22 protein-coding genes are annotated in these 25,308 nt (G+C 59.5%); 10 read left to right on the top strand and 12 right to left on the bottom strand.

The window, feature by feature from the left end:
* Positions 1-13: 13 nt before the first annotated feature.
* The 6 genes from KGA96_RS18090 to KGA96_RS18065 all read right to left on the bottom strand — a co-directional run bounded on the left by KGA96_RS18090 (position 14) and on the right by KGA96_RS18065 (position 4,078).
* Positions 14-586: a HupE/UreJ family protein gene (locus tag KGA96_RS18090; protein WP_223514102.1), complete on the bottom strand. Its 573-nt coding sequence runs from the start codon at positions 584-586 to the stop codon at positions 14-16.
* 29 nt (positions 587-615) lie between these two features.
* Positions 616-1,230 (bottom strand): urease accessory protein UreG, encoded by a 615-nt coding sequence (gene ureG, locus KGA96_RS18085; protein WP_046039876.1) that lies wholly within the window; start codon positions 1,228-1,230, stop codon positions 616-618.
* 23 nt (positions 1,231-1,253) lie between these two features.
* Positions 1,254-1,928, bottom strand: a complete 675-nt coding sequence (locus tag KGA96_RS18080) for an urease accessory protein UreF (protein WP_046039877.1) — start codon at positions 1,926-1,928, stop codon at positions 1,254-1,256.
* Complete coding sequence (gene ureE, locus KGA96_RS18075) at positions 1,925-2,425, bottom strand: urease accessory protein UreE (RefSeq protein WP_046039879.1); 501 nt, start codon at positions 2,423-2,425, stop codon at positions 1,925-1,927. Before ureE ends, KGA96_RS18080 begins: the two co-directional genes overlap by 4 nt.
* 293 nt (positions 2,426-2,718) lie before the next feature.
* Entirely contained in the window at positions 2,719-3,351 is a 633-nt protein-coding gene (locus KGA96_RS18070) for a TetR family transcriptional regulator (protein ID WP_046039880.1), read from the bottom strand.
* Positions 3,352-3,523: 172 nt separating this feature from the next.
* Complete coding sequence (locus tag KGA96_RS18065) at positions 3,524-4,078, bottom strand: hypothetical protein (RefSeq protein WP_223514100.1); 555 nt, start codon at positions 4,076-4,078, stop codon at positions 3,524-3,526.
* Positions 4,079-4,465: 387 nt separating this feature from the next.
* On the opposite strand from KGA96_RS18065, the gene KGA96_RS18060 reads away from it, so the two are divergent.
* Positions 4,466-6,535 carry an AsmA family protein gene (locus KGA96_RS18060; RefSeq protein ID WP_223514097.1) on the top strand — a complete coding sequence of 690 codons (2,070 nt, stop codon included), beginning with the start codon at positions 4,466-4,468 and terminating at the stop codon, positions 6,533-6,535.
* A 69-nt stretch (positions 6,536-6,604) separates the two neighbouring features.
* Here KGA96_RS18060 and KGA96_RS18055 read toward each other — a convergent pair whose 3' ends face one another.
* The 3 genes from KGA96_RS18055 to KGA96_RS18045 all read right to left on the bottom strand — a co-directional run bounded on the left by KGA96_RS18055 (position 6,605) and on the right by KGA96_RS18045 (position 9,255).
* A complete protein-coding gene (locus KGA96_RS18055) occupies positions 6,605-7,294 on the bottom strand; it encodes a hypothetical protein (protein WP_223514094.1) in 690 nt (229 codons plus the stop codon).
* 78 nt (positions 7,295-7,372) lie between these two features.
* Complete coding sequence (locus tag KGA96_RS18050) at positions 7,373-8,143, bottom strand: hypothetical protein (RefSeq protein ID WP_223514092.1); 771 nt, start codon at positions 8,141-8,143, stop codon at positions 7,373-7,375.
* Between the two features lie 197 nt (positions 8,144-8,340).
* Complete coding sequence (locus KGA96_RS18045; RefSeq protein WP_223514089.1) at positions 8,341-9,255, bottom strand: LysR substrate-binding domain-containing protein; 915 nt, start codon at positions 9,253-9,255, stop codon at positions 8,341-8,343.
* Positions 9,256-9,364: 109 nt separating this feature from the next.
* Here KGA96_RS18045 and KGA96_RS18040 point away from each other — a divergent pair, with 109 nt between their 5' ends.
* From KGA96_RS18040 to KGA96_RS18030, 3 genes are all read left to right on the top strand, one after another.
* The gene (locus KGA96_RS18040; RefSeq protein WP_046039890.1) at positions 9,365-10,003 is read left to right on the top strand and encodes an FMN-dependent NADH-azoreductase; all 639 of its coding nucleotides are present in this window, start codon (positions 9,365-9,367) and stop codon (positions 10,001-10,003) included.
* Positions 10,004-10,309: a DMT family transporter gene (locus tag KGA96_RS18035; RefSeq protein ID WP_046039891.1), complete on the top strand. Its 306-nt coding sequence runs from the start codon at positions 10,004-10,006 to the stop codon at positions 10,307-10,309.
* A 95-nt stretch (positions 10,310-10,404) separates the two neighbouring features.
* Positions 10,405-11,295 (top strand): esterase/lipase family protein, encoded by an 891-nt coding sequence (locus KGA96_RS18030; RefSeq protein ID WP_223514087.1) that lies wholly within the window; start codon positions 10,405-10,407, stop codon positions 11,293-11,295.
* Between the two features lie 14 nt (positions 11,296-11,309).
* Here KGA96_RS18030 and KGA96_RS18025 read toward each other — a convergent pair whose 3' ends face one another.
* The gene (locus KGA96_RS18025) at positions 11,310-12,185 is read right to left on the bottom strand and encodes a DMT family transporter (RefSeq protein WP_223514084.1); all 876 of its coding nucleotides are present in this window, start codon (positions 12,183-12,185) and stop codon (positions 11,310-11,312) included.
* A gap of 97 nt (positions 12,186-12,282) precedes the next feature.
* Here KGA96_RS18025 and KGA96_RS18020 point away from each other — a divergent pair, with 97 nt between their 5' ends.
* The 3 genes from KGA96_RS18020 (at position 12,283) to KGA96_RS18010 (ending at position 14,701) form a co-directional block, all read left to right on the top strand.
* Positions 12,283-13,077, top strand: a complete 795-nt coding sequence (locus KGA96_RS18020) for an AraC family transcriptional regulator (RefSeq protein ID WP_046039894.1) — start codon at positions 12,283-12,285, stop codon at positions 13,075-13,077.
* Between the two features lie 64 nt (positions 13,078-13,141).
* The gene (locus tag KGA96_RS18015) at positions 13,142-13,453 is read left to right on the top strand and encodes a PsiF family protein (RefSeq protein ID WP_046039895.1); all 312 of its coding nucleotides are present in this window, start codon (positions 13,142-13,144) and stop codon (positions 13,451-13,453) included.
* Between the two features lie 234 nt (positions 13,454-13,687).
* On the top strand, positions 13,688-14,701 hold the full coding sequence (locus KGA96_RS18010; protein WP_046039896.1) for an AI-2E family transporter: 1,014 nt from the start codon (positions 13,688-13,690) through the stop codon (positions 14,699-14,701).
* Between the two features lie 131 nt (positions 14,702-14,832).
* Here the strand turns inward: KGA96_RS18010 and KGA96_RS18005 are convergent, their stop codons facing one another.
* Positions 14,833-16,107 carry an Hsp70 family protein gene (locus tag KGA96_RS18005; protein WP_223514082.1) on the bottom strand — a complete coding sequence of 425 codons (1,275 nt, stop codon included), beginning with the start codon at positions 16,105-16,107 and terminating at the stop codon, positions 14,833-14,835.
* 298 nt (positions 16,108-16,405) lie between these two features.
* On the opposite strand from KGA96_RS18005, the gene KGA96_RS18000 reads away from it, so the two are divergent.
* The 3 genes from KGA96_RS18000 to KGA96_RS17990 all read left to right on the top strand — a co-directional run bounded on the left by KGA96_RS18000 (position 16,406) and on the right by KGA96_RS17990 (position 23,420).
* A complete protein-coding gene (locus KGA96_RS18000; protein WP_046039900.1) occupies positions 16,406-17,353 on the top strand; it encodes a DnaJ C-terminal domain-containing protein in 948 nt (315 codons plus the stop codon).
* 27 nt (positions 17,354-17,380) lie between these two features.
* Positions 17,381-17,686 (top strand): chaperone modulator CbpM, encoded by a 306-nt coding sequence (locus KGA96_RS17995; RefSeq protein ID WP_046039901.1) that lies wholly within the window; start codon positions 17,381-17,383, stop codon positions 17,684-17,686.
* A gap of 463 nt (positions 17,687-18,149) precedes the next feature.
* A complete protein-coding gene (locus KGA96_RS17990) occupies positions 18,150-23,420 on the top strand; it encodes a dermonecrotic toxin domain-containing protein (protein WP_223514080.1) in 5,271 nt (1,756 codons plus the stop codon).
* 66 nt (positions 23,421-23,486) lie between these two features.
* On the opposite strand, the gene ureC is transcribed toward KGA96_RS17990, so the two are convergent.
* A complete protein-coding gene (ureC, locus tag KGA96_RS17985; protein WP_046039904.1) occupies positions 23,487-25,187 on the bottom strand; it encodes an urease subunit alpha in 1,701 nt (566 codons plus the stop codon).
* Positions 25,188-25,308 lie beyond the last annotated feature (121 nt).

The following is a 25,308-nucleotide window of genomic DNA, read 5'->3' as shown; positions in this document are numbered from 1 at the left end:
AGGCAACAAAAAATCAACCTGCGAGCAACCACACCCCGGTCGCCGCCGAAGCCGCGCCCGCCAATCGCACCAGAGGCGCTGCGGCCTGCGGCAATACCCGCACCAGCGCATAACCCGCCGCGTGCAACATCGCCGTCGCCGCGACAAAGCCTGTGGCGTAGGTCCAGGGACTCGACATGTCCGGCAACTCAAGACCATGGGCCACGCCATGGAACAGCGCAAACAACGCCGTCGCACCCACCGCCATCACCAACGGTGGACGCACTGCCAAGGCAACCGCCAGCCCCAAGGCCAACACGGAAGCGGCAATCCCGCCTTCCAGTGCCGGCAGGTTCAATCCTTCAAAACCCAACAGCCCGCCAATCAACATAGTGCCGACAAAGGCGCACGGCAGCGCCCAACGCGCAGCGCCTTGCTGCTGTGCGGCCCAAAGACCGACCGCGAGCATCGCCAGCAAGTGATCGAGACCGCCAAGCGGATGGCTGATACCGGCAATCAAGCCGTTGTCGCCATGCCCCGGATGGGCGAAGGCGAGGGCCGGGGCCAGCAGCAGGGCCAGGGTGCCGAGAATGCGTTTGAGTGTCATGGAAAAGCTTCCTTGTTGATAAGTCGTGATCAGGCCGCGGTCAGCAAACCCTGGCGTTCGATGAAGGCGATGATTTCTTCCAGACCCAGGCCGGTTTTCTGATTGCTGAACACGAACGGCTTGCCGTTGCGCATGCGCTGGGTGTCGCTGTTCATCATCTCCAGCGAGGCACCGACCAGCGGCGCCAGGTCGATCTTGTTGATCACCAGCAGGTCGGATTTGCAGATTCCCGGCCCGCCCTTGCGCGGCAGCTTGTCGCCGGCCGAGACGTCGATCACGTAGATCGTCAGATCGGACAGTTCCGGGCTGAAAGTGGCGGAGAGGTTGTCGCCACCGGACTCCACGAGAATCAGGTCCAGCCCCGGAAAGCGGCGGTTGAGCTGATCCACGGCTTCGAGGTTGATCGAGGCGTCTTCGCGGATGGCTGTGTGCGGGCAGCCACCGGTTTCCACGCCGATGATGCGTTCCGGTGCCAGGGCTTCGTTGCGCACCAGAAAGTCGGCGTCTTCGCGGGTGTAGATGTCGTTGGTCACGACGGCCAGGTTGTAACGCTCGCGCAGGGCCAGGCACAGGGCCAGGGTCAGGGCGGTTTTACCGGAGCCGACCGGGCCGCCGATGCCGACACGCAGGGGTTGTGTGTTCATGTGCTTCTCCAAAATAACAGGCCCTAGGAACGGAACAGACGGCTGTACTGGCGCTCGTGGGCCATACACGCCAGGGACAGGCCGAAAGCGGCGCTGCCGTAATGATCGGGGTCTATTCGGGTGGCGTTCTGTTGAGCTTGTTGAAGCAGCGGCAACAGTTCGCTGGTCAGGCGTTGGGCGGCTTGCTGACCCAGGGGCAGGGTCTTCATCAGCACGGCCAACTGGTTTTCCAGCCAGCTCCAGAGCCATGCAGCCAGGGCGTCCTGCGGGCTGATCTGCCAGGCGCGCGCGGCCAAGGCCCAACCCAGGGCCAGATGTGGCTCGCTGCGTTGTTCGAGGAAGGCGCGGGCGGGTGTGTCGAGTTCCGGCAAGCCATTGAGCAATTGTTGCAACGAGTAGCCCATCTGTCGGCTCTCCTGATGCAACTCGCGGGTTTCGCGACTGGCGCGATGCGCTTCGCAGTTCTGCAGCAATTCGTCCCAGTTTTCCTCGCTGGCGGCCATGCAATGGGCGAGCAGCAACGGCGCTTCGAAGCGTGCCAGATTAAAAAGCAACTGATCGCTGATCCAGCGTCGCGCACTGTCGGGGTCGTGAACCCGGCCGTTATCCACAGCCATTTCCAGCCCTTGGGAGTAGCTGTAGCCGCCAATCGGCAATTGCGGACTGGCCAGGCGCAACAGCGCCCAGGCCGGGTTCATGTGCGTACGCCGAACTGGTGCAGTTTCGGCGCGTAGTTGAAGTCTTCATCGCCGTGGCGCGAGTGGTGATGGCCACCGCCGTAGGCGCCATGTTCCGGCTGGAACGGCGCCTCGATGTTAGCGGCAACGGCACCGAGTTGTTCGAGCATGGCCTTGAGCACGTAATCGTCGAGCAGGCGTAACCAGCCGTCGCCGACTTGCAGGGCGACATGCCGGTTGCCCAGGTGATAGGCCGCGCGGGTCAGTTCGAAGGCATTGGCGCAGGTGACGTGCAGCAATTGTTCGGGGCGGGCGCAGACCCTCACGATTCGCCCGTCTTCGGCCTGCAGGCATTCGCCGTCATGCAACGGCGGCTGACCGCGCTCCAAAAACAACCCGACGTCTTCGCCTTCGGCGCTGAAACAGCGCAAACGGCTTTTGCTGCGGGCTTCGAACGTCAGGTGCAGTTCGGCGGCCCAAACGGGTTGAGGGTCGATTCTGCGATGAATCACCAGCATCGGAAGGCTTCCAGCAATGGACAATGCTCAGGCTAGAGCAAGGGGCTTGCCAATTGACTGATGTGTAGGAAATGGCTGACGGAGATGTGGGATGGGTGTCGATGGAGTGAGTTTTTTGACTGAAGTTGGTGCGTTGTTTTTGAGTTGCGCACCAAGTTGAAGCGATGAGCCTCAATGTGGGAGCGAGCTTGCTCGCGAAAGCGGAGTGTCTGTCACATCGACTCTCTATGTGCCGACGCTATCGTGAGCAAGCTCGCTCCCACAGGGGCCTGATCCAGACTGAAGGTTAAGGGTTACTCAGTACTTCCAAGCCCTTGCCAATGCTTGAGGCCGATAAAGATAAACCGCAACTGCTGGGTGATTTTCGCCTGGGGCGTCAGGTGCTCAGGCAGGGCCTCGGCTGGCGGGTCGATGATGTCCGGCAGAGTGGCGAACACGCTCTTGACGATCAGATCCGCCATGACGCTGAGATCGGCGATGTCCAGATGCTGCAGTTTCGGCATCAGTGACAAATCCGCCGCCAGGTCCGAGCTGATGTCTTCACGCAAACGGCCAATGGCCTGGCGCACCGGCAGCGAACCACCGTACTGCTCGCGGGCGAGAAACAGGAACTGCGAACGGTTGGCGCTGACCACGTCGAGAAAGATACGTACCGAGGCATCGATGATGCCGCCCATCACGAATTCGTTGTGTCGCACCAGGCGAATGGTTTCGCGGAATGTCTGGCCGACTTCGCTGACCAGCACCAGGCCCAATTCATCCATATCGGCAAAATGGCGGTAGAAACCGGTCGGCACGATCCCGGCGGTTTTCGCGACTTCGCGCAGGCTCAGGCTGCCGAATCCTCGGCCGCCATCCATCAGGCGCCGGGCAGCGTCCATCAGGGCGTTACGGGTTTGTTGTTTCTGTTCGGCGCGGGGCAGCATCGCAAGGGCGTTTTCTGGACAGTGACGCGGCGCACTCTAGCAAATCGGCTTTGCCGGCGTCGAACGACTGTGGGGGATCAAGCGGGGGAAGTGCGGCATCTATCAAGCGGAGCGCTGAAAAGTCAAAAGCCCAATCCGGGGATTGGGCTTTTTTTCAAGGCGGCCATGGGGCTTAGCTCACGGCGCTGTTGCGTTCGATTACACGGTCACCACCACCTTCAGCGAGGGTTTGACCTTGTGGAGTGCGATCCGCACCGTCGGCAGCGAGGGTTTGGCCTTGTGGAGTACGATCCGAACCATCTGCGGCGAGGGTTTGGCCTTGTGGAGTACGATCCGAACCATCTGCGGCGAGGGTTTGGCCTTGTGGAGTACGGTCGGTGCCATCTGCGGCGAGGGTTTGGCCTTGTGGAGTACGGTCGGTGCCATCAGCGGCGAGGGTTTGGCCTTGTGGAGTACGGTCGGTGCCATCAGCAGCCAGGGTTTGGCCTTGTGGAGTACGATCCGAGCCATCTGCGGCGAGGGTCTGGCCTTGTGGGGTGCGGTCCGAGCCATCCTGAGTGATCAGGCCTTTTTCTTTCAGGCGATCATTACCACCTTCGGCGACGGTCTGGCTGAACACCGAGTGGTTTTGTTTCACTTGTGGAGTGGCCTGGTCAGCCGCTGGCAGGGCAAAAGCAGTGCTGGCCAGCATCGAGAGTGTAAGGCTGAGCAGTAGTTGGCGTTTCATGATTATTTTGCTCCTTGGGGGTGCGAATAAGTGGGTACGAGAGCAATGCTACTCTCGATAAATCGATATGAAAGTTCATAAACGCAATGGTAATAATCAATGGAATTGATTGTTTGCTGCGGAGGCCCTAGGCCGGGCGTTTCCGGAGAATTGTCTTTCGCTTTTATGGGTATTTTCGACCCACCTATGACGTGCAAAAGTGCAGGTCCGGTAACGCAGGCAGACTGGCTGGTCAGTATTGGACTGGATGAATCCGGCGAAATCGGTCTATCGATTAAACCTGCCGGGTTTTTATCAGTCGTAGTTTTCATGGTGGGCCGTTTGCGGCTCACCGTTTCACATGTGCGTCGCAGTCAGGGCGCTCAGTCGTATCAGGAGCCCCGTGCAATGACGCGCACTCAAAAGACGTTGGTCTGGACCCTTTCCACTTTCCTTACCTTATTGATGGTGCTGGTGCTGATCATCGTGTTCTTCGACTGGAATCGGATCAAACCGCCACTCAACGCCAAGGTTTCCGAAGAGCTGCACCGCGCTTTCGCCATCAAAGGCAATCTGTCGGTGGTCTGGCAGCCCGAGCCCGATGAAAGCGGCTGGCGCGCCTGGGTGCCGTGGCCTCATGTGGTGGCCGAAGACTTGAGCCTGGGCAATCCCGACTGGTCGAAACAGCCGCAGATGGTCACTCTCAAGCGGGTGGAACTGCGTATTTCACCCCTGGCATTGCTGGCGCAGCGAGTGGAGATCCCACGTATCGATCTCACCGAGCCCAATGCCCAACTGCAACGCCTGGCTGACGGGCGCGCCAACTGGACCTTCAAATTCGACCCAAAGGACCCGAACGCCGAGCCTTCGAGTTGGGTGCTGGATATCGGTGCGATCGGCTTCGACAAGGGCCACGTCACCCTCGACGACCATAGCCTGAAGACACAACTCGACGTGCTGATCGATCCGTTGGGCAAACCGATTCCGTTCAGCGATATCGTTGGCGACAAAGCGGCGAAAGCTGCGCAGGAAAAGGGCTCGTCACCCCAGGATTATGCGTTCGCCCTCAAGGTCAACGGCCAGTACCACGGCCAGAAACTCGTGGGCCAGGGCAAGATTGGCGGGCTGTTGGCGTTGCAGGACGCGGCACGGCCGTTTCCGCTTCAGGCACAGGTGAAGATCGCCGATTCCAGCGTTGAACTGGCCGGCACCCTGACCGATCCGCTGAACCTTGGCGCCCTGGACCTGCGCCTGAAACTGGCCGGCACCAGCCTGGGCAACCTCTACCCGCTGACCGGTGTGATCCTGCCGGACACGCCACCTTATGCCACCGACGGCGATCTGATCGCCAAGTTGCACGAGGTGGGTGGCGCAGTGTTCCGCTATGAGGAATTCAACGGCAAGATCGGCGAAAGCGACATCCATGGCAATCTGACCTACGTGGCCAGCCAGCCACGGCCAAAACTTAGCGGCTCGCTGTTGTCCAATCAATTGCTGTTCGCTGACCTGGCACCGCTGATCGGTGCCGACTCCAACGCCGATCAGAAGGCCCGGGGCGGTGACAGCAAACAACCGGCGGACAAAGTGCTGCCGGTCGAAGAATTCAAGACCGATCGCTGGCGCGATATGGACGCCGATGTCGAGTTCACCGGTAAGCGCATCGTGCACAGCGAAAAACTGCCGTTCAACGACCTCTATACCCATCTGGTGCTCACCGACGGCGTGCTCAGCCTCGAACCGCTGCGTTTCGGCGTGGCCGGCGGCAATCTGGATGCGCAGATTCGCCTGAACGGCCACACCGATCCACTGGAGGGCCATGCCAGGCTCACAGCGCGAGGCTTCAAGCTCAAGCAGTTGTTCCCCGGCTTTGAACCGATGAAAACCAGTTTCGGTGAGCTCAATGGCGACGCTGATCTCAGCGGGCGCGGCAATTCGGTGGCCAAACTGCTGGGCAGCGCCAATGGCAATCTGAAAATGTTGATCAACGATGGCGCCATCAGTCGTGAATTGATGGAACTGGCAGGCCTGAACGTCGGCAACTACGTGGTTGGCAAGATCTTTGGCGACAAGGAAGTGAAGATCAACTGCGCCGCCGCCGACTTCGGCATCCAATCCGGCCTGGCGAGTACCCGCTTGTTTGTGTTCGACACCGAGAACGCCATCATCTACATCGACGGCACGGCGAACATGGCGACTGAACAACTGGACCTGACCATCACCCCGGAATCCAAGGGCTGGCGCCTGATTTCATTGCGCTCGCCGTTGTATGTGCGCGGCAAGTTCATCAAGCCCGATGCCGGGGTCAAGGCCGTACCGTTGATGTTGCGCGGAGCCGGGATGGTGGCGCTGGGCGTGATCGCCGCACCGGCCGCAGGTTTGCTGGCGCTGGTGGCGCCAAGCGGCGGCGAGACGAACCAGTGTGCGCCTTTGCTGGAGCAAATGAAGGCGGGCAAGGCGCCGAAGACCGTCAAAAACTGAATTTGTTGGTGAGCAGAGTTCAAGCGCCCCGACTCCGGGTCGCTTGAACGGCCTGCGAGGCTTGATTTTTCAACTCAATCCGGTGGGTGCATGGATTTGCAATAACTCCGTTTCCATCCTCTTACCCAGTTTCTTCAGGACGTCATCTCTTACGCGATTGTATTGGCGCCCATCCAGCAAGGTACTCATTAGCCAAACATTGGTCTTGTGTTCGTTGGTGGTGTTCAAAACCGGCTGGTCGAGAATATCTATTGCAATCTCTTGGGCTGTTTCGAACGCCACTTGCAGGGTTACCACGGTTTTATCGTTGCGAATAATCGTCAGCAGAACAGCCGTTGAAACCAATATATCCGTGGTGGTGTTGCTCACAGTAGCGTTTCTTTGAAGTTTCTCGACGATTGTCCTGATCGCTGGCGAATCACTCTGGAGATTGACCAATTGAGCCAAAGCATTAGCGAGCGCTTGCCGTTCATCTTGTGGCAGGGCACTCCCGGCGCTTTGCTCAACAATATTCAAGAGATTACTGTTTTCAAACTCGAGTTGCTGATTCGCCCGGCTATTGACAGTCCAGCCAATTTTTTGAACGGTATCTGTATAAGTGGGCCAGGAAACTTCACGGTTTTTGCTTTTTTTTTCTGCCACCAACTCGCCTAACAGACTGGAGGCTAGAATGTCTTTTTTAAAGCTGTCAGTGTGCGAGCCGCAAAAAATCGTTATGTTGCCATTGACCAACCAGGTATCAAGTGTTGTTTTTTTCATATTTTACCTACGTGCCGGTGAGTGCAATAAGTTGTTTAAATCGGCGCGCTATGGCCGATTTAAACATGTCAGTGGCTGTTAGAAATCAGGCAGGTCTTCAATGAATTTCTTGCTGCTGTCGTTAAACTTCTTGTACAGGTCGCCACGTAGGCCGGAAAAAGTTTTAGTGTCCAGGTAAGTGCGCACAGCGCCCGTTTTTATCGTGGTGGACTGGCGGGTCGATTTCCAGAACAGAATGCCGCGGGTGCTCTCCCTTGCATCCAGGGAAATGCAGTTGAGGACCATGTTTGGTTGCCCGCCGTTATCAAGCCAGATCGGTGCGATATCGAATTTTGCCTGAGTACCCAGCTTGGAGTTGCGGTCAAAAATCTGAATGGCACCGGGATTTTTCTGCACCAACTCAACGGCTTTTTTCGCAACGTCAGCCAGAGTTTTAGCGGCATTGCTGCCAATCAATCCTGCTGTCACTTCCAAGGCCACCTGATCCATCGTCAGGCCAACTCGCTTGATTGTGACTTCCTGGATGTTCCTGTTTTGAGTCACCCAGCCTAGTTTGCTCAGGCCGTCAACATAGTAGCGATACCATTCAAAGAGTTGCGCGTCTTCGGGGAAGCGTTTGGTAGCAGCGTTCTGCATGACCAGTTTGCACAAGTTGACGTCTTCGATGGTCTCCTGCGAAACTCCGGGCAGAAACGCATCGATGGTGCCAGGCATTACACTGGCGGTGGGTTTGTTGATGTCATGTTCAGGTTGGGCAGAGAACGTACTAATGACAGGTGTCGAGCGCTGCGTGATGATAGGAAATGTTGGCAGGGAATCAATAAATTCGAGTCGTTGTTCAAGTAGCATGAAAGTAATCCTTTACTTGTTGGTGTGAACAGCCGGCTGGCTGTGGTTGTTAGAATAGAATTATTGATTTTAAAGTCTAGTTGGGGTTTGTAACTTTAGGTTTTAGTTGTGTTTGGTGTTTTTGGTTTTTTAATTCGCAGGGGTGAAATTAAGTTGTCGTTCAACTTGGGAGTACTTGAACTGTTGTCGGACCTTGGTCAGCGCACCGCATGCCCGGACAACAACGCTTCTTCACGCAACCACGCAAAAAACGCCCGAACCGGTGGATGACGTTCGCGCCCCGGCACGCACAGTGCGCTGTAGCCGGCGCCATCGACCTGGACTTCCCCCCGGTACGGCAACAACAGACCACTGGCCACGCTTTCCGACACCAGAATATTGCTTGCCAATACCAGGCCTTGCCCGGCAATCGCCGCTTGCAGGGCGTAATGCTCTTCGTCGTATTCGCGCACGGCGGGCCGGCCGCTCAACCAGGTTTCGCCGGAGCGAGCGCACCAGGCCTCCCAGCCGTGGGCATAGAGTTTGGAGTTGTGCCAACGCACGCTGATCAGCGTCGGCGCGCGACTGGCGGCCAGGGCCACTTGTTCAGGCGAACCGTAGACGCCGAAGGATTCGTCGAACAGGCACTGGCCGTACAGGTTGGGGTAATCATCGAGGCTGTAGCGCAGCACCAGGTCGACACTGGCGTCCTGATGCAGGTCGATGACTTCGCAGTGGGTATCGAGGCGCACGTTGATGTTCGGGTGACGGGCGTAGAAGCGTCCCAATCGTGGTACCAGCCACAGGGCGGCGAAGGCGGCGGTGGTGGAGACCGTCAGGCTGGCGCTGCTGCGTTGTGGGCGCAGGGTATCGACACTTTGCGCCACTTCCAGAAAAGCCCCGTGCAGGCTCTGAAACAGCCGTTCGCCGCATTCGGTCAGGCGCACCTGGCGTGGCAGGCGCTCGAACAACGGCACGCCGAGCCAGCTCTCCAGGGAGCGGATCTGGTGGGACACCGCCGTCGGGGTGACGGACAGTTCTTCGGCGGCGGCCTTGAAGCTCAACAGGCGTGAGGCGGATTCAAAGGCCCGCAGGGCGGTCAACGGCAACGAGGCAAACATTGAACACTCCATGGATGAAATGGATTCATCCTGACTGATTTCTGCTCATTTGAACGAGGACGCTGGTGAGCTTCAAGCTGCAAGCCACAAGCCGTTTGAGTTTAGCCCTGAGGAGAGACAGATGAGTAGAATTCTTGCTGTTCACGCCAGCCCACGTGGTGACCGTTCGCACTCCCGGCGTTTGGCCGAAGTGTTTCTGTCGGCCTGGCAGGCCCGCCATCCACACTCGCAGTTGACCCGACGCGAAATCGGTCGTGCCCTGATTCCGCCGGTAAACGAGGCATTCGTGGCCGCCGCGTTTTACCCCGAGCCCGACGCCCGGCCACTGTCGATGCAGGCCGACCTGGCACTCAGCGATGAACTGGTTGGCGAGCTGCTTGGCCACGATGTGTTGCTGATATCCACGCCGATGCACAACTTCAGCGTACCGAGCGGCCTCAAGGCCTGGATCGATCAGATCGTGCGGGTGGGGGTGACCTTCGATCACAGCCTGGACAATGGCGTGGCCCAGTACGAGCCGTTGGTACAGGGTAAAAAGGCCCTGATCATCACCAGCCGTGGCGGCTTCGGTTTTGGCCCGGGCGGCGAACTGGAAGCCATGAACCATGCCGACACGCTACTGCGCACGGTGCTCGGATTCATCGGCATCACGGATGTCACCGTGGTGGCTGCCGAGGGCGAAGAGTCCGCCGAGCGCAGCTTTGAGATCTCTGCCGCCGAGGCAGAGCAGCGCTTGTTGGCGCTGGCCGGGGAGTTCTAGATGGCCTGGCTGTTTCTGCTGGTCGCCGCCGGGTTCGAAGTCACCTTCGCCATGGGCATGAAGTACGCCGAGGGCTTCACCCGGCTCTGGCCTTCACTGGTCACCGTGGTGGCCGCTGTGGGCGGGATCTACTTCCTGACCCTGGCCATGCGCGAGTTGCCGGTGAGCATCGCGTACCCGATCTGGACCGCCATCGGTTCGCTGGGCACGGTGTTTCTCGGTTTCGCGCTGCTGGGTGAAAGCCTGACCGTGATCAAGCTGGTCTCGGTCGGGCTGATCGTGGCAGGCGTAGTGGGGTTGAAGTAGGGCGGATGACATAGACTTGTCATCTTCGCTGGCGATGCTTGGTGGATGTCTGCACCCCGCCTGGCATCACCGCCCGACCACCAGGATATCCGCCCATGTCGCAAGGTTCTGCCCCGCGCTACCCGCTGGTGCTGGTCCCGGGAATGCTCGGGTTCATCCGGTTGGTGCTTTATCCGTATTGGTACGGGATCGTCGAGGCGTTGCGCCATGGCGGTGCGGTGGTGTTCGCCGTGCAGGTCTCACCGCTCAATTCGAACGAAGTGCGCGGCGAGCAATTGCTGGCGCGCATCGACGAAATCCTGCGGGAAACCGGGGCCGCCAAGGTCAACCTGATCGGCCATAGCCAGGGCTCGCTGACCGCCCGTTATGCAGCGGCCAAGCGTCCTGACCTGATTGCTTCGGTGACCTCGGTGGCGGGGCCGAACCAAGGCTCGGAGCTCGCCGACTACCTGCAAGAGCATTACCCCCATGACAGTGTCCGTGGTCGTCTGCTGTGCTTTTTGCTGCGAATGGTCAGCACCCTGATGGGGTGGCTGGACACCGGTTACCGCGGGCCGAAGTTGCCGGTGGATATCCATGCGTCCCATCACTCCCTCACCAGCGCAGGCGTTGCGCTGTTTAACCAGCGTTATCCACAGGGGCTGCCCGAGACCTGGGGCGGTCAGGGGCCGGAGGAGGTCAATGGCGTGCGCTATTACTCCTGGTCCGGCACGTTGCAACCGGGCATAACGGATCGGGGGCGCAACCTGCTGGACGGCACCAACCGCAGCTGTCGGTTGTTCGCCAAAACCTTCGTCCGCGAAGTCGGGCATTGCGACGGCATGGTCGGGCGCTACAGCTCGCATCTGGGCACGGTGATTGGCGATGAATATCCGCTGGATCACTTCGATATCGTCAACCAGTCGTTGGGGCTGGTGGGCAAGGGGGCCGACCCGATCCGGTTGTTTGTCGAGCATGCGGCGCGGTTGAGCGCGGCAGGGCTTTAGACCGCCACAAAAAGCTAGGAGCGGCCCAACACCGTCGTCCAACGCTCGGAAACAATCACCCCTCCCAACGTCAACACCCCGCCTACCAAGTGATACATCGCCAATTGCTCATGCAACACCACCGCCGCAATCAATGCGGTAATCAACGGCAGCAAATTGAAAAACTGCGTGGTCCGGCTCGGCCCCAAACGCACCACGGCCTGCATCCACGCCAGCGGCGCGACCATCGAAGCCAGCAGGCAGGCGTACAGCACCAGCGGAATGTTCTGCAGGGTCGGGCCGACTTTCGGTGAGGCAAGGAACAGCGGAAACAGCACCACCACGGCCACCAGCACCTGCAAATACAGGAGCACCAGCGGCGGCAGTTTCAGCTGCCATTTTTTCAGCAGGGTGCTGTAGACCGCGTAGGCCAGGGTGGCGACCAGCATCATTGCGTCGCCCAGGTTGACCCCGTGTTCGAGCAATGCGCCAAGGCTGCCGGACGACACCACCACCAGAACGCCGGCGAATGACAGCACCGCACCGGCCAAGGCGCCCATGGTCAGGCGCTGGCCGAGGCTGATGATCGCCATGGCAAGCGACATCAGCGGCATCAGTGACAGGATGATGCCCATGTTGGTAGCCGAGGTCAGGCTCGCAGCGAAGTACGCCAGGCTTTGATAGACCGCCATGCCGAGAACGCCGAGGACAAAGATCTTGCCCAGTTTCGGGCGGATCAGCGGCCAATGGGCGAGCACCGGTTTGAGCATGAAGGGCGTGAACAGCAACCCGGCCAGTAGCCAGCGGTAGAAACCGATCTCGGCGGGGAAGATCGCCCCGGCCGACATTTTGGTGATCACGGTGTTGCCGGCCCAGATAAAAATGGCCAGCAGGGGATAAGCGTATTGCATCGGGAAAAACCAGAACGTTAATGAAGGGCAATTATCCGCTTGTCTGGATGCAAGCCTATACTTCAATCCAGACAACCGGCCCCTGATGACGGACAGCATGAGCAGTAAACACATCGACCTGCTGGATTTCAGCGAACTGCCGTCGGCGGTGTACTTCCGCTACGCCGATTTCGACGCCCACGAATACGCCGCGCCCCATCGACATCCGTGGGGGACGCTGGAATACGCCGCCCATGGCGTGCTGCACATGGACGTCGAGGGCAGCCGTTTCATGTCACCGCCGCAATACGCAGTGTGGGTGCCGCCGCAGATCGAGCACAGTTTCTACAGCCACCAACCGGTCAACTACCGTGCGGTGTGCCTGGCACCCAAAGTCTGCACCGATCTGCCGCCGCGGGCCTGCACCCTGGCCATCAGCGACATCCTCAAGGCGATCCTCAAGGACTTCGCCGCCCGCGACGTGAAAATCCCCGATCAGGCCGCCGACCAGCGTCTGGCCCAGGTATTGGTGGACCAGTTGCAACAGGCTCCGGTGCACGAGTGCTACCTGCCTTATGCCAGCAGCCCAAGGTTGCTCGGGATCCTGGAAGCGTTGCAGGCCGAGCCAGGGGATAACCGGCCGCTGTTGGAATGGGCCGCACGCATCCATGTCAGCGAGCGCACCCTCGCGCGGCAGTTCGTGCGGGAACTGGGCATGAGTTTCGGTGAGTGGCGCCAGCGCCTGCGTTTTCTGGCAGCGATCGAGGCGCTGGATAGTCAGCGCAGCATTCAGGAAATTGCCTTCGACATGGGCTACAGCACCGGCTCGGCGTTTATCGCGATGTTCCAGCGCCAGGCCGGATGTACGCCTGAGCAGTATCGCCGCAGCCATTTGGAGAACAGGAAGGTGTAACAGGGGTTGTCTACACTCCAGTACAAGGCCGCGCCCCTCGGCGTGGCGACCAGGAGAAAACTCCATGAAGATGATGCGTGCCCCTTTGTTGATGATCGGTTTGCTGCTGTGCTCCCAGGGATTTGCCGCCAATACGGCCCAGCAAGAGAAGATGACCACCTGCAATGCCGACGCTACGGCCAAAAGCCTCAAGGGCGACGAGCGCAAAGCCTTCATGAGCACCTGCCTGAAGGCGACTCCGGCGGCAAACGATGCCGGTAAGGCCTTGACCCCACAGCAAGAGAAGATGAAGACCTGCAACGCCGACGCCGCCACCAAAGCCCTCAAGGGTGACGAGCGCAAGGCATTCATGAGTGATTGCCTGAAGAAAAAATAAACCCGGTTCAGGAACTGTGGGGGCTGTGTTGGCCCCATCGCGAGCAAGCTCGCTCCCACATTTGCCAGGTGTACCCGGTTCCACTGTGGGAGCGAGCTTGCTCGCGATGAGGCCAGTCGAGGCGCTGCAAACATCCAGAGCCCCCACTAAGGTCGCCCCACACAATCCCTAGTGCTCGCACCGGATCGCTGGCAGACTGCCAATCCTTTTTACGCCGTTCGTTTTTGAGGCTGTATGCCAACGTTTTCTCAGCGTCAAGTCTTGCTGGTCATCAGCTGGGTCATCATTTTTGGCGGGCTGCTGCTGGTCCTGCCGCTACGGTTGCTGCCCAGCCTGCTCGCCGGGTTGCTGGTGTTCGAACTGGTCAACATGCTCACCCCGCAACTGCAACGGCTGATCGAAGGCCGGCGCGCGCGCTGGCTGGCGGTGGCGTTGCTGGGGACTCTGATTGTCAGCGTGCTGTCGCTGATCTTTGCCGGTGCCTTCAGCTTCCTGCTGCACGAGGCGGAAAACCCCGGCGCGTCCCTCGACAAATTCATGGGGGTGGTCGACCGCGCACGCGGGCAATTGCCACCGTTCATCGACGCCTACCTGCCGGCCAGTGCCGCGGAGTTCCGCGTGGCGATTGGCGAGTGGGTCAGCAAACACCTCAGTGATTTGCAATTGGTGGGCAAGGACGCGGCGCACATGTTCGTGACCTTACTGATCGGCATGGTGCTGGGTGCGATCATTGCCTTGCAGCGTGTGCCGGACCTGACCAAGCGCAAACCGCTGGCTGCGGCACTGTTCGAACGTCTGCACTTGCTGGTCCAGGCGTTTCGCAACATCGTGTTCGCCCAGATCAAGATTTCCTTGCTCAACACCTTCTTCACCGGGATTTTCCTGGCGGTGATCCTGCCGATGTTCGGTATCAAGCTGCCGCTGACCAAAACCCTGATCGTGCTGACGTTCCTGCTCGGCTTGCTGCCGGTGATCGGCAACCTGATGTCGAACACCCTGATCACCATCGTCGGTTTGTCGTTGTCGATCTGGGTCGCTGTGGCGGCGCTGGGTTACCTGATCTTTATCCACAAGCTCGAATACTTCCTCAACGCGCGCATCGTCGGCGGGCAGATCAGTGCCAAGTCGTGGGAGTTGCTGCTGGCGATGCTGGTGTTCGAGGCCGCGTTCGGCCTGCCGGGGGTGGTGGCGGGGCCGATTTACTATGCGTACCTGAAGAGTGAGTTGAAGCAGGTGGGGATGGTTTGATCTGCTTCAGATCTAGCTGTTGATCAAATTGTGGCGAGGGAGCTTGCTCCCGCTGGGGCGCGTAGCGGCCCCAAAAATGGGACTGCTGCGCAGTCCTACGGGAGCAAGCTCCCTCGCCACAGAGATTGTGTTCAGTCCATGGAGCCGTATCGCTTGGCCGCTTCAATCGCCAGACCGCTACCGATACTGCCAAAGATGTTCCCTTCCACATGCCGCGCCTTCGGCAACATCGCCGAAACACTGTTGCGCAGTGCCGGAATCCCGCTCGAACCACCTGTGAAGAACACCGTATCAACCTGATCGACCCGCACATTGGCGTCTGCCAGCAGTTGGGTGACGCTGTTGCGCACCCGCTCCAGCAGGCTGTCGATGGCCGACTCGAACAGTGCACGGCTCAGGTCCACGCTCAGGCCCGCTTCAATGCGGTCCAGCGGCACGTGGCGGCTCTCGGCGTGGGTCAGCTGGATCTTGGTTTCTTCCACTTCCATGGCCAGCCAGTGCCCGGCGCGCTGTTCGATCAGCTTGAACAGGCGGTCGATGCCGCCGGTGTCTTCGATGTCGTAGCGCATGCTACCCAGGGCCAGTTGCGATTTCTGCGAGTACACCGAGTTGATGGTGTGCCAGGTCGCCAGGTTCATGTGGTGACTGGTGGGCATGTAGGCGCCGCTCTTCATGCGGCTACCGTAGCCGAACAGCGGCATCAGGCCTTGCAGGCTGAGCTGTTTGTCGAAGTCGGTTCCGCCGATGTGCACGCCGCCGGTGGCGAGGATGTCCTCGTGGCGGTTATCCACGCCCCGACGCTCCGGCGACAGGCGCACCAGCGAGAAGTCGGAGGTACCACCGCCGATGTCGACGATCAGTACCAGCTCTTCTTTCTCGATGGTCGACTCGTAGTCGAACGCCGCGGCAATCGGTTCGTACTGGAACGAGACTTCCTTGAAGCCGATCTTGCGTGCCACGTCTACCAGGGTGTCCTCGGCTTCTTTGTCGGCCATCGGGTCATCGTCGACAAAAAACACCGGGCGGCCCAGCACCACTTCTTCGAATTCCCGACCGGCGGCGGCTTCGGCGCGGCTCTTGAGCTGGCCGATGAACAGCCCGAGCAGGTCCTTGAACGGCATTGCCGTGCCGAGGACGCTGGTGTCGTGCTTGATCAGCTTGGAACCCAGCAGGCTCTTGAGCGAGCGCATCAGGCGGCCTTCGTAGCCTTCCAGGTACTCGTGCAGCGCCAGCCGGCCGTACACCGGGCGACGTTCTTCGATATTGAAGAAGACCACTGACGGCAGGGTGATCTTGTCGTCCTCCAGCGCGATCAGCGTTTCCACGCCGGGGCGCAGCCAGCCGACAGTGGAGTTGGACGTGCCAAAGTCGATACCCAAGGCACGGGCTGGAGATGCGTTGTTCATGTCTTTCAGGTTCCGGTTAAAAAACGGCCGCGCAGTGTATGTCAGAGCGCGCCAGATTCGAAGGCCGGTTATCTGCTAATTCTTCGCAGACAATGCCTTGAAAGATGGGTCATCCCCCCCAAACTACCCTGCATCAACCGGACAGCCGCGGGAGTGCTCGCAAGAAGCCCCGCATGCTGCCGATAAACTTCTGCTGCGCCGCCCGGTCACAAACTTGAGATCGGTCAAACCAATGGCTGCAAACAAGCGCATGCTGTGGCCTGTGGCGCGATTCTGATAACGGATGGTGATTCCCTCGATGGACTTCAAAGACTATTACAAGATTCTCGGTGTGGAGCCGACCGCAGACGATAAGGCGATCAAGGCCGCCTATCGCAAGCTGGCGCGCAAATACCACCCCGACGTCAGCAAGGAAAAGGATGCCGAGGCGAAGTTCAAGGACGCTTCGGAAGCCTATGAAGCGCTGAAAAGCGCCGATAAACGCGCCGAATACGATGACTTGCGCCGCTATGGCCAGCACGGCCAGCCGTTCCAGGGACCACCGGGCTGGCAAAGCCGTGGCGGTTTCGGTGGCGGTGGCCAGGACACGGGCGATTTCTCGGACTTCTTCAGTTCGATCTTCGGCAACCGTGGGCCTGGTTTCAGTGGTGGTGGACAGTCGCGTCGCAGTACCGGACGTCGAGGGCAGGACGTGGAAATGGAGCTTGGGGTTTTTCTCGAAGAAACACTGTCGACCGAATCGAAGAAGGTCACCTTCCAGGTACCGCAGTACAACGCGGCCGGCCAGCATGTGAGCAACACCAGCAAGAGCCTGAACGTGAAGATTCCGGCCGGTGTAAGCGACGGCGAGCGTATTCGCCTCAAGGGGCAGGGCGCACCGGGTGCCGGTGGCGGGGCCAATGGCGACCTGTACCTGACGATCCGTTTTGCACCGCACCCGAAATTCGACGTCGAAGGCGAGAACCTGATCATCACCTTGCCACTGGCGCCGTGGGAACTGGCGCTGGGCGCTGAAGTCGCCGTGCCGACCCTGACCGGCAAGATCAACCTCAAGGTCCCGGCCGGCAGCCAGAACGGCCAGCGCATGCGCGCCAAGGGCCATGGCCTGATGAACAAGGCCGGTGAGCGTGGTTACCTGTTCGTGCAACTGAAAGCCGTGATGCCGAAGAAATCCGACGATGACATCAAGGCCCTGTGGCAGGAGCTGGCGAAAAAAGCCGCGTTCGACCCGCGAGAGCATTTCTGATCCCTTAGAACCAAGGAGTCACTGACTATGAGCAGTCCCCTGATCGTTCAACTGGACATGGCAGAATTCTGTGAGGCGGCCGAGCTGTCGGACGTCTACGTGATCGAAATCGTCGAGCACGGCATCCTCGAACCTCAGGGTTCTCAGCCCAAGGACTGGGTTTTCAACGACTACGAGCTGACTCTGGCCAAGCGCGCCGCCAAGCTGCGGCGCGACCTTGACCTGGAATGGGAAGGCGTCGCCCTGGCGCTGGACCTGCTCGAAGAGGTCCAGCAGTTGCGGGCCGAGAACCGGATGTTGAAGCAGCGGTTGGGGCGGTTGGTGGTGGAGTAACTCAAAGAGTGGCACCCAACCTGTGGCGAGGGAGCTTACTCCCGCTGGGCTGCGAAGCAGCCCTAAACATATCCGGTCAGCGCATTTCAACAGGTTCAGCGCAATTGCAAGACTTGCGACCGCTTCGCGCTCGAGCGGGAGCAAGCGCCCTCGCCACAAAAGCCTCCCCTCGGCAAACGTCTAGACCTTCCTGGTCAACACCACGGTAAACGTCGTGCCATCAATCTCACGGGAACTGACCTCGATCGTCCCCTGATAGTAGTCCCTTTGCCGGAAAAAAACGACCGCTCATGCCGAGGCACAGGCGGACATGTCGATGGCGGTAGATATATGTTTTTGGCTCCCTGATTTTCGATCACCCGGAGCCTTTTCAGGGGGCTGGCCAAGCAGCTATTTGGACTTTTTTTTCAGATGCGGGTGAATAAGCTGGTGGTTCTTTTCCTGTCATCAAGGTGATTCAAAAGTGTCTGATTTGCATGGAAGCAATTCACAGAAAATACCGGACGGCGTGTCCATCGATAGTCACGGGATACATTTCCGTCGTGCAAACGACGTGATCCCGGGTGCCATCAAAAATGCACCGGTGGAGAGGTTGAAGTCCCTGCTGGCGCTCGAGCCGCAAATGCCCGAGTGGTATGGCGGCGCGCGGGAAGTCGACCGTCAATATCTCAAGCAGTTGATGGATGAGCGCTGGCGTTTGCAAGACCTGCTGGACCAGACTCAGGGTGACTTGAAGCACGACATCAATGCCTTCGCCGAACCCTTGCTCAAAACGGCTTTGCAGTCGAAACTCAACACGGTCGAGAACTTCAATGAGCTCACCGTACAGCTTGAAGTGCCGAGCACGATCATTTTCGGCATCGATACCGGGGCCAGTCGTGTCCGCCAATCCACGTTGCTGGAAGCAGCGCTGCACAACTTCGAAGAGTCCGAGGCCACCGAAGGTGCGTTCCGAAACAGCTCCGGTATTTACCGCAAGGACACTCGAGGTAGTCTCAGCCTTGAACCGGCCATTACCCTCCCAGAATTCGCAGCCTTGTGCCGAAGCCTGGACATCGGCGGGCAATACCAACGACACATCAAGTCCGTCCTGTTGCCCGAAACCCCACAGGCACAGCGAACCTTGCAACAGGATTCGGTGGCCAGTGAAAAGGCGGCCTTCAATGTGGCCGCACTGATTGCCCGATTGAAGGGTGAAATCAGTGACCATGCCTTCGGAAAACTGGGCCAGGTGCGTGAGGGGCGGACAAACATCTCACTGTACGACCAGCCGTTGCATTGTCATCGGTTGTCGCTGATGGGCTTTCGAATGACTGGCATCGTGCTGTTCAGCGCAGTCACTGAGCCATCACAAGTAAAGCGCGAAGTTGAAGCCTTGACGCCGGCCCTGTTGAGCTTTTGGATAGACTGGTCGCGCCGCCTTTCGGTACTGCCGGGCCAGGAATATGATCGATTCAAACTGCTGCAAGCCTTCTTTGCCAATGGACCGCAAGGCTTGAGTGATGAGCTGTTGCGTCGCGAAGACATATATCAACAGAGTCGATTGACCGGTCCGTTGATCGCCTATGTCCCGGATGATCCAGAGCATCCCCTCAAGGAATATCCGTCGCTGACCGCGTTCATGAAGGAGCTGCTCGGTCAGTTGACAAACACGGATTACCAGACCTTTTTCAGCCGCTTTGTGGCGCAGAAGGACAAAGGACAGTTTTTCGCCAGGGTCAACGAACGTCTCACGACTTTCACCTGGCACGAGCGCGAGCCGCTCGACATGGGCCCGTGGTGGCGTGAAACAGCGGTTGAAAACCCCGAAGCAGAGCCCATCACCAACCAGGTGATGGGTGATCTGTGGGTGACGCTGTTTCTGCAGCGCCGGGACAAGGCCATTGCCGATGCCAGGCTCATCGCAGTGCCGACCGACGATGAGGATGCCAACGCACGCTTCAAACGCTTGACCGGTTACCTGTCGATCGGCTGGAACGTCTTCAATTTCGCCGCAATGCTGGTGCCCGGACTGGGCGAAGCCATGCTCGGCATCATGGTCGCGCAGATGCTCGCCGAGGTGGCCGAAGGCGTCGATGACTGGAGCAAGGGTGACAAGGAGCAAGCCTCTGCCTACTTCAACGGGGTCTTGATCAATTTCGCGCAATTGGCACTCATGGGCGTCGGACATGTACTGCCCGGCACCGGTGTCGCGCCGATCAAGGTGTCGCCGTTTGTCGAGGGCCTCAAACCCGTGGAGGTCGGCGGCAAGGAGCGTTTGTGGAACCCTGACCTCGGCCCCTATGAACAACCGGTCGTGTTGCCCGATGGATTGAAGGCCAGTGATACAGGGCTGTACCGTCATCAGGATCAGGACCTGCTGCGGCTCGATGACAAATGCTACGCCGTCAGGCAAGACCCGGACACTGGCCGGCACCGGCTTCAACACCCGACTCGCGCCGATGCATATCAGCCGCTGTTGGAGCACAACGGTGCCGGTAGTTGGAAGACGGAACTCGACCAACCGCTCGAATGGGACAAGGGGCAAATACTCAGGCGTCTGGGCGCTTCGGTGGACGGACTCTCCGATGAAACCCTGGAGCAGGTTCTGACCGCCAGCGGCGTGCACGAAAATGTGCTGCGCCGGCTTCACGTCGAACAGGAGACCCCTCCCTCTCTGTTGGCCGATACCCTCAAGCGCTTCAAGGCCCATGCCGATGCGCAAGCCTGCGCAGAGCTGATTCTGGCCAACCGGATCGGCGAGGAATGGGCCGATTACGCCGTGCGATCCATGACCGAAATGGGCGGCTGGCCTGGCGACAAGGCCATTGAAGTCTTCCAGGGGCCGGGACTGACGGGGGCGGCGATCAAGGACGGCTATGCCCAGGCGACACCGGCCAATACGTTGCAGATGACCTGGACTGACCTGCTGGCGGGGGCGCTGCCCGAGCGGGTGGTGGGGTTCCTTGACGAACAGGCGCTTCGAGAACTGCTCGACCAATGGTTATCCGGTGACGCGCAGATGCGTACCGAAGCATTACGCGAGCAATGGGCGGCACAGATGGGCCAGCGCAAGTGGCAGTTGTTCGACCTTCTGTACAGTCGTCGGACCCGTTCGGACGATCCTTTGGTGAATTTGCTCAAGGAGGATTTTGCAGAGATCTCGATCAGCCAGGCGCAAGAACTGCTGGGTGAGGCGCACCCCTCGGACGTGCAACACCTGAGCGAAAAAAAACGCGTGCCTTTGCGGCTGGCGGAACACGCCCGCAAGGCCGCCGAGCAACTGCGGATGACGCGGGCCTATGAAGGCCTTTACCTCGACGCCTTGCACAGTGCTGACACCGCGCGCCTGGAGTTGCACTCCCTGGCGGCCCTGCCAGACTGGCCGGCGGATTTGCGTCTGGAGGTTCGTGAGTACTCGTTCGAGGGCGCGTTGACCGACAGCCTTGGCCCCGTCGACGCGCCGATCCGCAAAGTGCTGATCCTGGATGAGGATGGCAAATACCAAGCGCGGGACGACAGCGATCAACACCTGCACGGCGCGGACAATGTGTATGCCGCGGTGCTGCATGCGTTGCCGGATTCGCAACGAACAGCCCTGGGCTTCGGTATCAACGAGGCTGCGCGGCTGGAGCAAGCGATAAAGGCACGTCCCCTGGACCGTCAGGTGTTTGAGCCGATTCTGCAGGACAACCCGAATTACAAGCCGACCTACGATCCGACCAGCATGCGCCTGCGCGGCGGCATGCGTGGCTATGCCCGGCAAGCACCGCATGGCATGGGGCTGCGGCGACGGGCTCAGGCACTGTATCCGGATTTTACCTCGGAGGAGATCGAGACGTTGCTGGTGGAGTTCAGCCAGGGCGAAGGTACGGAGCATGAACGACTGGCCCTGCTCGAGACCGAATTCAACCAGTTGAACCGCACCCTGCAACGCTGGATGAACTTGCCGACGCAGTCCTCTCGTTTTACCCCGGCGGGCGTGGCGGAATGGCATGCGCGGAACAATATCTACAAAGCGCTCAGGCAATGTTGGCAGCGCACCGGGCCGGAGGGTATCGAGGCCTCCAGCGTAGTGCGACCACAGGCGTTGAGACTGGACAACATTCCCAGGCTGAGCCGACTGCTGGAAACCCTGCCGAAGCTGGAGGCGAACTTCGACCACGTCACCGCGTTGAGCCTGCGCAATTGCCGGTTGGGCTCCGAGCATCTGTCACTGCTCGACTCTTTTCATGAGGTGCGCTATCTCAATCTGCAAGACAATCTGCTGACGGCGCTTCCGCAGGCGGTGAAGGACATGCGTCATCTCGTTCACCTGCTTCTTGACGGCAATAATATTGAACTGGATTTAGCGGCGGTCGATCGCCTGAAGAATCTGATGCGCCTGACGTCCCTGCGCTTGCGCGGCAACCCGCTGAAGCTCATTCCGAACATCAGCCGAATGCCGCAATTACAGGTGCTGTTGCTGGGCGAAACGGGACTGGACAGCTGGCCTGTCGGGCTGTTTTCGCAATCGCGTCCGCGCAGTATCTATCTTGATCTGAGCGATAACCCGATCAGCCGGATACCCGAGGTCGCGCCCGGTTCATTTCGCGCAGAGATATTGGCGCGCACCGTGATCAGTCGGTCCCCGCGCTGGATCTCGCCGGAGAATCTCGAGATCCTCAAGTCTTACATCGAGTCGGTCGGCATGGACCCGGAGCGTCCTTATCCACCCCGTGGCGTAATCGATAGCGCGGAATGGGGGACGGGTATGTCCGAGCAAGAATGGCAGAAAAAGCAGGAAATCTGGGACGCGGTCGAGGATGAGTTCAATTCAATGCCGTTTTTCAATGAACTCGACAAACTCACAAATTCCGCTGACTTCAAGGCCGGTGGGACCTATCAGACAGAACTGACGACCAAGGTCTGGCGCATGCTCGAAGCCATGGCCCGTGACAGTGAACTGCGCATCAAGTTGTTCAACGAAGCCGCAACACCCACCGAATGCGTGGATGGCGTTACGCAACTGTTCAATGCCATGGGCGTGCAGGTGTTGGTCCACGAAGCTTACGCCCTGGAGCGTGCGGACCTGATCGAAACACAGTTGCTGGAACTGGCCCTGGGCAAGTCCCGGCTCGATGAACTCGCTGCCATTGCCCGTCGCCGGGTGTCAGAGCGGTTGGCGACGGGAGAGCGGTTTCGCCGTTACGACGCCGATGGCGAAGTGACCGGCACCATCGATGAAGTGGAAGTGCACCTGGCCTACATGACCGATCTGGCGGAGCGCCTGGATTTGCCGTGGCAGGCGCGGGGCATGCAGTTTCGCAGCATCGCCGAGGTCAGCAAAGAGATGATCGAGGCAGCGTTCCAGCGGATCAAGGCGCTGGAGGAAGGGGATCTGCTGATCGACCGGATCTTCGAGCAACGGCTCTGGAAAACCTGGCTGGAATCGACTTGCCGCGAGGAATTGAACGGCTTGAAACGCCGGATCGACGCCACCATCGATTTGCAGGATGCGTTGCAGCGCAGGGCCGAGGGTACGCGGCTCACCACTGAGGAAAAGGCTGCGGTGGAGGCTGAAATCAAGGGGCTGTGCAGTGAATTGGATAAAAGTGAAACTGACTTTGCCGATGGCAGGCTGATGACTGACGAGGAATATGTGCAAGCCTTGGATGACATCGATCTGCAGATTACGCAGTTGCTGAAAAAACTGACACAGGAAGCGATGACTCGGGCCAGGCTGGATCGGCTGCGGATTGAATCCACTCAATAGCAACGGAAAAAACAAAGGCCTCTACACGCTGCGTGTGAGGCCTTTGTCTGTCATGCGGTAACCGGTTCAGAACAGGAAGTAACGCTGGGCCATCGGCAAGGTTTGCGCCGGCTCACACCACAGCAACACACCGTCAGCCTTGACCTGATAGGTCTGCGGATCAACGTCGATGTCCGGCAGGTAATCGTTGTGAATCAGGTCGGTTTTCTGCACGTCACGGCAGCCTTTGACCACGGCGATTTTCTTCTTCAAACCCAGGGCTTCGGGCAAGCCTGCATCCTGTGCGGCCTGGCTGATGAAGGTCATGCTGGTGGCGTGCAGCGAGCCGCCGAAGCTGGCGAACATCGGGCGGTAGTGCACCGGTTGTGGCGTCGGGATCGAGGCATTGGCGTCACCCATCAGGCTGGCCGCAATGGCACCGCCCTTGAGAATCAGCGTCGGCTTCACGCCAAAAAACGCCGGGCGCCAGAGCACCAGGTCCGCCCATTTTCCCACTTCGACCGAACCCACTTCATGGCTGATGCCGTGGGTGATCGCCGGGTTGATGGTGTACTTGGCGATGTAGCGTTTGGCGCGGAAGTTGTCGTTGTCTTGACCATCGCCGGGCAGCGGCCCGCGTTGTTTTTTCATCTTGTCGGCGGTCTGCCAGGTGCGGGTGATGACCTCGCCGACACGCCCCATGGCCTGACTGTCGGAGCTGATCATCGAGAACGCACCGAGGTCGTGGAGGATGTCTTCGGCGGCAATCGTCTCGCGGCGAATGCGGCTTTCGGCGAAGGCCACATCCTCGGCAATGCTCGGGTCGAGGTGATGGCAGACCATCAGCATGTCGAGGTGTTCATCAATGGTGTTGCGGGTGAACGGCCGGGTCGGGTTGGTGGAACTGGGCAGCACGTTGGTAAAACCGCAGGCCTTGATGATGTCCGGCGCATGACCGCCACCGGCACCTTCGGTGTGATAGGTGTGAATGGTGCGGCCCTTGAAGGCGGCGAGGGTGGTTTCGACAAAACCGGATTCGTTGAGGGTGTCGGTGTGGATCGCCACCTGCACGTCGAACCGGTCGGCCACGTTCAGGCAGTTGTCGATACTCGCAGGTGTCGTGCCCCAGTCCTCATGCAACTTGAGGCCGATGGCCCCGGCCTTGACCTGTTCGATCAATGGTTCCGGCAGGCTGGCGTTACCCTTGCCGGTCAGGCCGATGTTCATCGGGAACGCGTCGGCGGCCTGGAGCATGCGCGCAAGGTGCCACGGCCCGGAGGTGCATGTGGTCGCATTGGTGCCGGTGGCCGGTCCGGTGCCGCCACCGATCATGGTGGTGACGCCGCTCATCAATGCCTCTTCGATCTGCTGCGGGCAGATGAAGTGGATGTGGGTGTCGATGCCGCCGGCGGTGAGGATCATGCCCTCACCGGCGATGACTTCGGTGCTGGCGCCAATGGCGATGTTGACGTTGGGCTGGATGTCCGGGTTGCCGGCCTTGCCGATCGCCGCGATGCGCCCGTCCTTGAGACCGACGTCGGCCTTGACGATGCCCCAATGGTCGATGATCAGCGCGTTGGTGATCAGCGTGTCGACCACCTCGGCGGCCAGCAACTGGCTCTGGCCCTGGCCGTCACGGATGACTTTACCGCCACCGAATTTCACTTCTTCACCGTAGGTGGTGAAGTCCTGTTCCACTTCGATCCACAACTCGGTGTCGGCCAGGCGCACCTTGTCACCGACAGTGGGACCGAACATGTCGGCGTAGGCTTGACGGCTGATTTTCATTTCCTCGTTCCTCGGAACTGAGCTGCAAGCTTCAAGCTGCAAGCCTCAAGTAAAAGCAAAATTGTGAGTGCCGCAAAACTGCTTTTTTCTTGCAGCTTGTGGCTTGCAGCTTGTGGCTGCT

The sequence above is a fragment of the Pseudomonas sp. GL-R-26 genome (assembly GCF_019947365.1).
Classification (GTDB): domain Bacteria; phylum Pseudomonadota; class Gammaproteobacteria; order Pseudomonadales; family Pseudomonadaceae; genus Aquipseudomonas.
The sequence above is the reverse complement of the archived record's forward strand: the minus strand, read 5'-3'. Positions and strand labels throughout refer to the sequence as shown.

Coding starts and splice junctions, on each gene's coding strand:
- KGA96_RS18070 (WP_046039880.1), bottom strand. CDS start 3,351: ATGCTGCCCCGCGCCGAACAGAAACAACAAACCCGTAACGCCCTGATG.
- KGA96_RS18000 (WP_046039900.1), top strand. CDS start 16,406: ATGGACTTCAAAGACTATTACAAGATTCTCGGTGTGGAGCCGACCGCA.
- KGA96_RS18025 (WP_223514084.1), bottom strand. CDS start 12,185: ATGCAATACGCTTATCCCCTGCTGGCCATTTTTATCTGGGCCGGCAAC.
- ureE (WP_046039879.1), bottom strand. CDS start 2,425: ATGCTGGTGATTCATCGCAGAATCGACCCTCAACCCGTTTGGGCCGCC.
- KGA96_RS18035 (WP_046039891.1), top strand. CDS start 10,004: ATGGCCTGGCTGTTTCTGCTGGTCGCCGCCGGGTTCGAAGTCACCTTC.
- KGA96_RS18010 (WP_046039896.1), top strand. CDS start 13,688: ATGCCAACGTTTTCTCAGCGTCAAGTCTTGCTGGTCATCAGCTGGGTC.
- KGA96_RS18045 (WP_223514089.1), bottom strand. CDS start 9,255: ATGGAGTGTTCAATGTTTGCCTCGTTGCCGTTGACCGCCCTGCGGGCC.
- KGA96_RS18015 (WP_046039895.1), top strand. CDS start 13,142: ATGAAGATGATGCGTGCCCCTTTGTTGATGATCGGTTTGCTGCTGTGC.
- KGA96_RS18060 (WP_223514097.1), top strand. CDS start 4,466: ATGACGCGCACTCAAAAGACGTTGGTCTGGACCCTTTCCACTTTCCTT.
- KGA96_RS17995 (WP_046039901.1), top strand. CDS start 17,381: ATGAGCAGTCCCCTGATCGTTCAACTGGACATGGCAGAATTCTGTGAG.
- KGA96_RS18065 (WP_223514100.1), bottom strand. CDS start 4,078: ATGAAACGCCAACTACTGCTCAGCCTTACACTCTCGATGCTGGCCAGC.
- KGA96_RS18030 (WP_223514087.1), top strand. CDS start 10,405: ATGTCGCAAGGTTCTGCCCCGCGCTACCCGCTGGTGCTGGTCCCGGGA.
- ureG (WP_046039876.1), bottom strand. CDS start 1,230: ATGAACACACAACCCCTGCGTGTCGGCATCGGCGGCCCGGTCGGCTCC.
- KGA96_RS18050 (WP_223514092.1), bottom strand. CDS start 8,143: ATGCTACTTGAACAACGACTCGAATTTATTGATTCCCTGCCAACATTT.
- KGA96_RS18020 (WP_046039894.1), top strand. CDS start 12,283: ATGAGCAGTAAACACATCGACCTGCTGGATTTCAGCGAACTGCCGTCG.
- KGA96_RS18080 (WP_046039877.1), bottom strand. CDS start 1,928: ATGAACCCGGCCTGGGCGCTGTTGCGCCTGGCCAGTCCGCAATTGCCG.
- KGA96_RS18005 (WP_223514082.1), bottom strand. CDS start 16,107: ATGAACAACGCATCTCCAGCCCGTGCCTTGGGTATCGACTTTGGCACG.
- KGA96_RS18055 (WP_223514094.1), bottom strand. CDS start 7,294: ATGAAAAAAACAACACTTGATACCTGGTTGGTCAATGGCAACATAACG.
- ureC (WP_046039904.1), bottom strand. CDS start 25,187: ATGAAAATCAGCCGTCAAGCCTACGCCGACATGTTCGGTCCCACTGTC.
- KGA96_RS18040 (WP_046039890.1), top strand. CDS start 9,365: ATGAGTAGAATTCTTGCTGTTCACGCCAGCCCACGTGGTGACCGTTCG.
- KGA96_RS18090 (WP_223514102.1), bottom strand. CDS start 586: ATGACACTCAAACGCATTCTCGGCACCCTGGCCCTGCTGCTGGCCCCG.